1 pseudogene is annotated in these 249 nt (G+C 65.1%); it reads right to left on the bottom strand.

Going from position 1 to position 249, the window contains the following annotated elements:
• Window positions 1-249: pseudogene (locus KVT34_RS30735) on the bottom strand (hypothetical protein); the annotation flags it as partial.

Below are 249 nucleotides of genomic sequence, written 5' to 3'. Positions count from 1 at the left end.
GTGACCTTGTTGTTCTCGACGGGCGCGAAGTGGAAGCCGTAGCCGGGGCCGTCCACCTGCGCGGTGTTGGCCTGGAACACGTTTCCGGTGCCCCAGCCGTCGAGGATCCGGTGGGTCTGGAAGCCGTCCTCACGGGAGTGGCTCCCGACGTTGCCCTTGATCAGCCAGTTGTTGCCCTTGACGACGACCCAGGAGTCGTTGTGACCTCCGCTGAGGTCGGCGCCGTCGAAGGTGTTGCCGAGAAGAGAG

It is taken from the genome of Paenibacillus sp. GbtcB18, from assembly GCF_019091125.1.
GTDB classification, from domain to species: Bacteria; Bacillota; Bacilli; order Paenibacillales; family NBRC-103111; genus Paenibacillus_F; species Paenibacillus_F chitinolyticus.
This window is presented reverse-complemented; position numbering and strand designations above follow the sequence as displayed.